General features: G+C 45.9%; 8 protein-coding genes and 1 pseudogene. 4 read left to right on the top strand and 5 right to left on the bottom strand.

Annotation, left to right across the window (positions count from 1 at the left end; genetic code table 11):
• The first annotated feature begins 9 nt into the window (after positions 1–9).
• Positions 10–369 (top strand): DUF779 domain-containing protein, encoded by a 360-nt coding sequence (locus QUA90_RS29635; RefSeq protein WP_333448707.1) that lies wholly within the window; start codon positions 10–12, stop codon positions 367–369.
• 83 nt (positions 370–452) lie between these two features.
• Here QUA90_RS29635 and QUA90_RS29630 read toward each other — a convergent pair whose 3' ends face one another.
• The 3 genes from QUA90_RS29630 to QUA90_RS29620 form a co-directional block, all read right to left on the bottom strand.
• Positions 453–944: a DUF3598 family protein gene (locus QUA90_RS29630; protein ID WP_333448706.1), complete on the bottom strand. Its 492-nt coding sequence runs from the start codon at positions 942–944 to the stop codon at positions 453–455.
• A gap of 137 nt (positions 945–1,081) precedes the next feature.
• The gene (locus tag QUA90_RS29625) at positions 1,082–2,152 is read right to left on the bottom strand and encodes an FAD-dependent monooxygenase (protein WP_333448705.1); all 1,071 of its coding nucleotides are present in this window, start codon (positions 2,150–2,152) and stop codon (positions 1,082–1,084) included.
• Between the two features lie 211 nt (positions 2,153–2,363).
• The gene (locus QUA90_RS29620; protein WP_333448704.1) at positions 2,364–2,915 is read right to left on the bottom strand and encodes a DUF2854 domain-containing protein; all 552 of its coding nucleotides are present in this window, start codon (positions 2,913–2,915) and stop codon (positions 2,364–2,366) included.
• Between the two features lie 320 nt (positions 2,916–3,235).
• On the opposite strand from QUA90_RS29620, the gene QUA90_RS29615 reads away from it, so the two are divergent.
• Together QUA90_RS29615 and QUA90_RS29610 are read left to right on the top strand one after the other, a co-directional pair.
• A complete protein-coding gene (locus QUA90_RS29615) occupies positions 3,236–3,496 on the top strand; it encodes a hypothetical protein (RefSeq protein WP_006632500.1) in 261 nt (86 codons plus the stop codon).
• Positions 3,497–3,698: 202 nt separating this feature from the next.
• On the top strand, positions 3,699–3,869 hold the full coding sequence (locus QUA90_RS29610) for a hypothetical protein (protein WP_015176488.1): 171 nt from the start codon (positions 3,699–3,701) through the stop codon (positions 3,867–3,869).
• A gap of 343 nt (positions 3,870–4,212) precedes the next feature.
• On the opposite strand, the gene ppk1 is transcribed toward QUA90_RS29610, so the two are convergent.
• The gene (ppk1, locus tag QUA90_RS29605; RefSeq protein ID WP_333448703.1) at positions 4,213–6,396 is read right to left on the bottom strand and encodes a polyphosphate kinase 1; all 2,184 of its coding nucleotides are present in this window, start codon (positions 6,394–6,396) and stop codon (positions 4,213–4,215) included.
• Positions 6,397–6,835: 439 nt separating this feature from the next.
• Between ppk1 and QUA90_RS29600 the strand changes: the two genes are divergently transcribed.
• The gene (locus QUA90_RS29600; RefSeq protein WP_333332389.1) at positions 6,836–7,360 is read left to right on the top strand and encodes a hypothetical protein; all 525 of its coding nucleotides are present in this window, start codon (positions 6,836–6,838) and stop codon (positions 7,358–7,360) included.
• 24 nt (positions 7,361–7,384) lie between these two features.
• On the opposite strand, the pseudogene QUA90_RS29595 reads toward QUA90_RS29600, so the two are convergent.
• A pseudogene (locus QUA90_RS29595) lies at positions 7,385–7,849 on the bottom strand (group II intron maturase-specific domain-containing protein); the annotation flags it as partial.
• Positions 7,850–8,136: the final 287 nt, after the last annotated feature.

Below are 8,136 nucleotides of genomic sequence, written 5' to 3'. Positions count from 1 at the left end.
GCCGTTTTTATCAACAAGGTATGCGGGCCGCAACCCTTATACAGTCTATCTCGTAGACCTCTTTGTCACCCCCCCAGTCTCAAAACTCAACACGGAGAATTGATGTTTCACCAATCCGGCGGCTGCTGCGACGGTAGTTCGCCCATGTGCTTTCCCGATGGCGAATTGATAATCGGTGATGGTGACGTATTGCTGGGTGAAATAGGCGGTTGTCCCTTTTATATTGCAGCGCAGCAATACAAATATTGGCAGCACACGCAGTTAATTATAGACGTGGCATCGGGGCCCGGAGGTAGCGATTTTTCCCTGGAAGGGCCGGAGGGAGAGCGTTTTATTACTCGTTCTCGCTTGTTTGTTAATGCTGATTAATTAGTTATTGAAAACGCGAGATATGTGAGATTGCCGACTGTTTAAAGAAGTCGGCAATCAGGGTGTTTTTTATGGGGGCTTACTTATATACGCCTTTCCTCAATAAATGCAGTGCCGTCAAAAATGCCATCTTTAAAAATTTGAGTGCTACGAACTCGGTGATTGTCTGACACTAAAGTGATTGTTTCCACAAAAGTAATCAGTGCGTTACCCTCAGTTTTTGTTGACCGAAAGCAGATAATGTCCTGACCCGCATCCCACGCGACCCCCGAAAAATCAGCATAACTGCTAGAAAATAATTTCAGCATCCGATTTTCATATTCACCTTCAAAATTTAGCTGAAGGCGAGAACCATCTGAGTATTCATAGTTGTTAACGTGTCGGTGGTGACTCCCCTCAATCCCGATGCTTATAGTACACAAAAAGCTGCGTAAAAAATGTCCGCGAGTATCAGTCTTAATAAATTCGCCTTTCCAAGTACCAATTTGACGTATGAAAATTTCCGGTACTTTCTCTAAATCAGGAGAGTTTAGAGGGTTGACGGTATCTTCATGAATTCCCAAATCGTTATTCATTAATTAGCCTCCGGTTTATCTAAAAAAATTGTCCAAACTTATAAGGGCGTTTTGTGGGCGGGGGCGGTTTTTTTTAACCTGTCTGCACCCTTTAAAGTTATTGGTGAACCCGCTCCTATAGGACGATTGAAATTTGGCTAACGACGACCTATTTTCCGACTCACCTCACGGCTAGTGCGTTGATATTCATGGACAATAGGTAATCTTTCAGCTTGAAAATTTTCTAGCGCTTCGGCAATGTTAGCACTATCTCTGAGATGTTGTGCTAAACACAGACCATCTTCCCAACCGGAAGTCATACCTCTAGCGCGTGTAGAGCTTTTGGCGTGGGCCGCATCTCCAATTAAGATAACACGACCATCATAGATTTTTGGTAGGGGGTCAATGTCATAGGAAAAACGACAGACAATATTTTCCACAGGGGTTGATTCAATTACTTTTCGCGCATCCTCTGGAAGTTTGGCTAGTTCTTGGGGAGGAATGGTAATATTATTAGGTTGTAGTTTCCCGATTTCGGAGTCTGTGCGCTCTTTTTCAATAAAGAAGCCCCAATGAGTGCGACCTCCACCAATGTGAAAGAAGTTGGCATAAATTCCCCTACCGCGTACATAAACAAAAAAGTTTCCTTCTGGACAGAAGCTGTGATCTTCGACAATTCCTCGCCAGACGATATCGCCTAAATAAAACAGTTCAACGCCTGGAACTATAAATTGACGAACTTTTGAGACGATTCCATCGGCACCAATTAAAAGATCGCCTTCCCATTTTGTGCCATCTTTAAAGAGGGCGATCGCACTGTGCTCGGTTTGAGCGATCGATGCTAATTCTGCGTTAAAATGAATACACTCAGGGGGTAACTCGCCGAGGAGTGCTTCTAAAATAGCTTTGCGGTGTACCAGCATTCCTGGGAGTTCATTTTCTTCATAGGTGACGGGTTCGGAATTGATGACACCGCCGCGGAGGTTGCGAAACTCGAATAATTTAACCGCATCGCCTGAGTTAATAATTTTTTGGCTAATTTGAGGGTTTCCTTGATGCAGCGCTTTCATACCTGCTTGTACGATCAGAATTCCACATCCATCGGTGCGCGGTTGGGGTGATTTTTCAAACAATGTAACTTGAAACCCTTTCTCTATAAGCAAAATTGCCAGATAAGCTCCTGATGTTCCTGCGCCGATAATACCTATCCTGCTTTGGGACGAAACCATTTGTGCTTCTCCTGATTTAAGATTGCCGATCGGTCCTCAACTATTATTGTAATTAAGGAAAATCTAATTTGCGCGATCGTCCAATTGCGGATTGAGCTTTTGTTGATAGCGACAGGTTTCAAGCTGCCGCTAAAATCAGTATCTAAGCTGATGCAGGATTAATGTTTAATTGATGACTTCAAAATTCACGCACTCAAAACTTAAGACTACTTTAAGCTTGAGTATTTTTAATGAGAGCCACTTCAATTTTGTCACTAGCCTTTTGACTCACTTGGGCGCGCAAACCTGGTCCAAAAAAAGTAGCTATTTTATCTTGCTTTTCTTCCCAGACTTCGATCGGCATTAGCGGCGAATAAAACTCTAGAATTAACCCATAAGCACCATCAACATTAACTTCCCGAAACCCTTGCAGGATGGGCCGTTCCTCGTCTGTCGGGGCCAGGCCCAGGCGCTCCAAAGCATCATCTAAGTGCGCTGGTTGGCCGTAGCGAAATCGAGTGACATCTTTGCGGACTTGGTTTTGAGTATCTGTGGCCTGACTTTCTCGCAGGAGGAGAACTTCAGCAGAGGTAGGTTCGGTGAAATCCACTGGTTCGAGTTCGGCCGCTTTCAGGGCCAAACCTCCCAGCAACAGCGGAATTCCATAAAAAAAACCGGCTAGGTTCAGGGTAGGTCTGTCTGTGAAGTAGGCTCCAAACCCGACTGCTGCTATAATACCGCCCACAACTAAGGCTAGGTTTGCTAAAGAAATTTTGCGTAACATATTAGTGAGGTAAGTAGTCGGACAGAAATAATATACTTTAATTATTATCTGTCAAAAAGTCTTGAATAAATTTAGTTTTTTTGCCAAAATACCTGCAAAAACTGCTAGCATCTATGAGCGCGGGAGCGGTGTGCATCCACAGTCTTGTCTCTAGGTTCAGAAGCTTATCCTGCCGGACTCGCCCGGGCACGCCATCGGTAAATATCCGTGTTAATTGCGCGGCGTTGGTTCCAGAAGGCAATCGAGATCGGCAGTATCATCAAAGTATACAGAGTGGCGATCGCGATCAACACTCTTGCCCTTTCAACCATTTTTCGGACATGATTAAAGACGAAGACAAACAAACTGCTGGAGCAAACAAGGCGGTTTTGGAGCAGATTAACTCGCTCAAACGCGAAGATGAAAGGCTTTATAATATCTTAGCGATCGATGTCTGGGCCCTAGCCAAGACAATGGATGAATATCAACCGGGATTTTGGGCTGCTTTTATGAAAAACCGGGAGAAGGCTCTGAAGCGATTTTTAGCTGGAATGATGAAAAATAAACCCGCAGATACCAAACGTCCGCCTTTTTTGCGCTAAAATGTGGCTGGAGTTTGGCTGAAGTTTTGATGTACAATCAAACTATAACACAGACAAAAAAAACCTGAGCAGGTTCATCACTTCCCTTATAAAAACAGTGAAGAATTTGCCCAAAAAGGTATGTCGGTGAATTAAGAATCTCCGTCTGTTCGCAGGGGGGAATGTCAAATATTTTTGTTAATAGTAGCAAAGGCAAAAAACCATGGATGCACAAACAATCAAAGAGCGCGTAGCAGAGATCGAGAGCAAGCGGGAATCCCTCGTGCGGCTGTTAGATCGATCGGACTTGGGGGCCCTGAGAATAGATGTGAGTCAGGCGATCGAAGAAATTGACGATCTCTTAGAAGAATTCAAGCGTACTTTTAACAGCTAAGTAGTCATTAGTCAGTAGTCATTAGTCATTAGTTGTCAGGGGGTCGGCTAAGCTGTCGCGCATTTAATTTGCACATAGCAATCCTTTCGTCAGTTATAAATGTGGTTTGGGTTTCTAGTCGGGATGGGCTTCTAGCCCATCCCAGATATGGGAAGGACGAGCTAGAAGCCCATCCCACAAATCCTGCAACGATTGCTATAGTTATGCTAGTAAAAATCTTGTGGGGTGGGCATCTTGCCCGCCCAAAAAGTCAAAATTAAATGCAGTACAGCTTAATAACTAACAAGAACGCACCACTGCTAACTGCAAATTTGACAACTGACAACTGACAACTGACAACTGACTAATTCATCACCATATCCATCAAAATTTGCTGAGAGCTCACTTCCGGGCAATTAGCAGGTGGCCGCCGCTGAGAGTAGTGTCCCCCAGACTGCAAATCCCAAGCTTGGCGGTTGTCAGCCAGCATTACTCCCAAAATTTCTTGTAATTCCTTGGCAATTGTTGGATCTTCCACCTGAACTATGGCCTCAACCCGTCTTGTGAGATTGCGCTGCATCCAGTCAGCAGAACCAATATACACCTCTTCGTCGCCACCGTTGAAAAAATAAAACATCCGAGAATGCTCTAAAAAGCGGCCGATAATACTGATAACTCTGATATTTTCGCTAACACCCTCAACGCCGGGACGCAAACAGCAAATCCCCCGAATAATCAAATCAATTTTAACTCCCGCTTGCGAAGCTTCGTACAAAGCAACAATGATTTGAGGGTCAACTAAAGCATTCATTTTAGCGACAATGCGGCCACAGCTACCGATGCCGCCTTCGGCCTGCAAGCGGCAGAATTCTGCCTCGCGGCGGATTAAAGCTAAAAATTGATCGCGCATATTGACCGGTGCCACCAATAATTTGCGATAAGATACCTGCCGCGAATAACCAGTCAAATAGTTAAACAAATCCGTCAAATCCGATCCCAAATCCTCGCGACAACTCAACAAACCCACATCGGTATAGAGTCCGGCTGTTTTGGGATTGTAATTGCCAGTGCCGATGTGGACGTAGCGGCGGATGTAATCGTCCTCGCGACGCACTACCATCACAATCTTGGTGTGGGTTTTGAGTCCCACCAAACCGTAAACTACGTGGACTCCTGCTTGTTCTAACTTGCGAGCCCAATTAATATTATTTTCTTCGTCAAACCTAGCTTTGAGCTCTACTAAAACGGCTACCTGCTTGCCGTTTTCCGCTGCTTGAATTAAGGCGCTGACGATCGGCGAATCTCCAGAAGTGCGGTATAAAGTCATCTTAATCGCTAACACGGAGCGATCGTGCGCCGCCTCAGTAATAAACCGCTGCACCGTCGCCGCAAACGAGTGATAGGGATGGTGTAGCATCAAATCCCCCTGCCGGATGACGGTGAAAATATCCTCGCCCTCGTCAGCATCCAACATCAATTTGCCTAAAATCATTGGCGATTCCGAGTTCCGCAAACGGGGCGGCACAACCGGAGTCCAAGGTGGGTCTTTCAGTTCCGGCACGGGCAGCCCCACAAAAGACATCAAATCCTTGAGGCCTAGCAGCCCCTCTACGACGTAAACATCTTGCTCACCGAGATCCAGCTCCTCCATCAGCATATCTCGCAGCGCAGGCGGCATAATCGCTTGAATTTCCATCCGCACCGCAGAACCTCCAAACCGACGCTTGCGGAGTTCCTGTTCTATTGCCAGCAGCAAATCCTCCGCCTCATCTTCCTCCACCGTCAAATCGGAATTGCGAGTAATGCGGAACGGGTGATATTCCTGAATGTCCATCCCCGGAAACAAAGCTTCTAAATTGTGGGCAATCACCTGTTCTAGGGGCACGCCAGTCCAAACCGGAGATTTGCCCCTCTGCTGCCACTGTAAATCCCCCGGTAGTGGCAAAAACCTCGGCAAAACCTGCGGTACTTTGACGCGGGCAAATAATTCTTCCCGCGTGTCGGGATCCCTAACTACTACTGCTAAATTGAGACTGAGATTGGAAAGGTAGGGGAATGGGTGGCTGGGGTCAACTGCTAGGGGAGTGAGTACGGGAAATACTTGTTCTTTGAAGTAGCGGTGCAAGTAATTCCGCTGTTCTTGATTGAGGTCAATGTAGTCGAGAATGTAGATGCCGCTTGCTGCTAGTTTCGGCCGCAGGGTTTGCTCAAAATAGGCGTGTTGCTGAGAAACCATCGGCAAAAGCCGCTGGTTAAGGGCATCTAGCTGTTCTTGAGGCGTGCTGCCGTCGGAGGTCAATTTGCTGACTTTTGCTTGTACTTGCTGTTTGAGGGCGGCCACCCGCACCATAAAATATTCGTCTAGGTTGGAGCTAAAAATAGCTAGAAATTTGAGCCTTTCGAGGAGGGGCGTGCGGGGGTCGAGGGCTTCGTGGAGCACGCGGTTGTTGAATTCTAGCCAGCTTTGTTCTCGGTTGAAGTAATATTGAGGATCGCTGAGGTTGATTTCAGTGTAGGTTTTGGCGGGCGTCTTTTTTGGCTTGGGCATGGTTTGAGGGAGTCTATGGGAGGCTCGGTGATGGCATCTCTAGAAATAGTATTGTAGGTTAAAGGATTTGTTCGCATCTGCTTTTGGTCGATCGCACGTTTTTGTCGGTCATCCGCGAGGGTCTGGTATGCAATATGTGTAGGGACAGGGCAGTAGGGACACGGCACTACCGTGTCCCTTGTATGTTAAGAGTAGTCTGCTGGAAGACGATGAAAAAGTCTATCTGCTTCGGTCAGGTGAAGCTGGCGTGTCCCTGAGACCTTAATGAGTCTGTTGCGTAGATTAGCTCCCTAGATCCGAACGGTGACTGGTTTGATCCTGACACTGGACAGTATCTTAGGCCACTTTTTAAGTTGAGCCTGCATTAACAAGGTTACTTTCTGTGACCTGTCCTGATTCTGCACTTGTGCAGTTGAGAGCCAATGGAGGTAAGCGTACTATGACACAAACAGTTCTCGGCATCGACATCAGCAAGAAAACCTTTAATGTAGCCTTGATGCTGGAGAACGGCAAAACTAAACCCAAAGTCTTCTCCAATGACCCAGAGGGCTTCCAACAACTACTCACTTGGCTGAATCGACATCATTTGATACTCCCCATGCCTAAAGGCGAGGGGATTCTTGAAGAGTCCAAATACGAACTTTCAAGGGCAAAATCAAAGCGCCCCTACCGACTCCTTTTAGGCACAGCCCTAGAGTTGCCACTACTTTTCGCAAAATCATTAAAGTCAGTGAAGGAGTCGCCTCCTCCACTGCTCTCCAAAACGGAACGTGATAGTTTCCCATCATTCCGCTCCTCAATAAAACGGCTGTTGTCATCAGTACGTCATTCCCAACATATCGTTTTCCCAAACCCAGAGGCTTGGTTCCACTGGTGGCTTAGGTTTAGCACTTTTACAGCTAGATTTGTTACCGAGACTGCCATCATTGGCGGTCTTTGTGTCGTGGCAATGTCGATGAAGTAGCTGCCAATTATCATAAGATTCCTTTCCACCTTTCGATTTAGGGATGATGTGGTCAACTTCTATCGAATCTCCATCTTTGAAGTAGTTATCGCAGTGAGCGCATTTCCCTTTTTGTCGCTTGAGTAGTTTGGCTACTCTTGCGGGTATTTCGGGGTGTTCTCCCATTCTTGAACTCCAGTATATCCAGTCCCCCTCATAGGGTGATGCCATCCCTTTTACTTTTACATAGCGTTTTATTTCAGTGGAGCTATGTTGTATTAGCTTTAAAGGATTATTACCCTCTCCGGTTGCGAACACCCAGTTATTGCCTTCTACAGTTTTGAAGTATTTGCGGCGTATCCACTTTTTGCTTTTGTTCCTAGGACGATGATGACCCCATTTTAGAAGCTTCCAAACCACTAAGTGCCACAGCCTTGAAAATATTTTTTGACTGATGACTGTTGAGAAGTAGTTACACCAACCCCTAATGATGGGATTGAGATTTTTTATTAAAGTCGCTTGGTTTATCCCACGCGACTTATTTATTACTTCAGCAACTTTTTTTTCTGTAGTGCCTTTCCTGACTTTCCTTGCTGGGGGTGATAATAGTCTTAAAACCTAATAATCCGCCCCTGGTTCTTTCTCCGGAATTGTATTTCCCAACGGGGAATTGCCTGAGGTTTAATCCTAGGAAGTTGAATCGGGGTTGTTCATCATCTAATATCAGGTTCGGGTAATTACTTATAATGTGAATTCGGCCGCTCGAACTTGAATTCGGGCGCTCGAACTTGAATTCG

Origin of the sequence: Microcoleus sp. D3_18_C4, assembly GCF_036702355.1 — a bacterium.
In the GTDB taxonomy this organism is placed as follows: domain Bacteria; phylum Cyanobacteriota; class Cyanobacteriia; order Cyanobacteriales; family Microcoleaceae; genus Microcoleus.
Note: the sequence above shows the minus strand (reverse complement) of the source record. Positions and strands in the feature narration are given on the sequence as shown.

Bases quoted from the DNA above. Each gene is read 5' to 3' on its own strand.
- QUA90_RS29630 (WP_333448706.1), bottom strand. From the start codon at position 944: ATGAATAACGATTTGGGAATTCATGAAGATACCGTCAACCCTCTAAAC.
- QUA90_RS29625 (WP_333448705.1), bottom strand. From the start codon at position 2,152: ATGGTTTCGTCCCAAAGCAGGATAGGTATTATCGGCGCAGGAACATCA.
- QUA90_RS29620 (WP_333448704.1), bottom strand. From the start codon at position 2,915: ATGTTACGCAAAATTTCTTTAGCAAACCTAGCCTTAGTTGTGGGCGGT.
- QUA90_RS29615 (WP_006632500.1), top strand. From the start codon at position 3,236: ATGATTAAAGACGAAGACAAACAAACTGCTGGAGCAAACAAGGCGGTT.
- QUA90_RS29610 (WP_015176488.1), top strand. From the start codon at position 3,699: ATGGATGCACAAACAATCAAAGAGCGCGTAGCAGAGATCGAGAGCAAG.
- ppk1 (WP_333448703.1), bottom strand. From the start codon at position 6,396: ATGCCCAAGCCAAAAAAGACGCCCGCCAAAACCTACACTGAAATCAAC.
- QUA90_RS29600 (WP_333332389.1), top strand. From the start codon at position 6,836: ATGACACAAACAGTTCTCGGCATCGACATCAGCAAGAAAACCTTTAAT.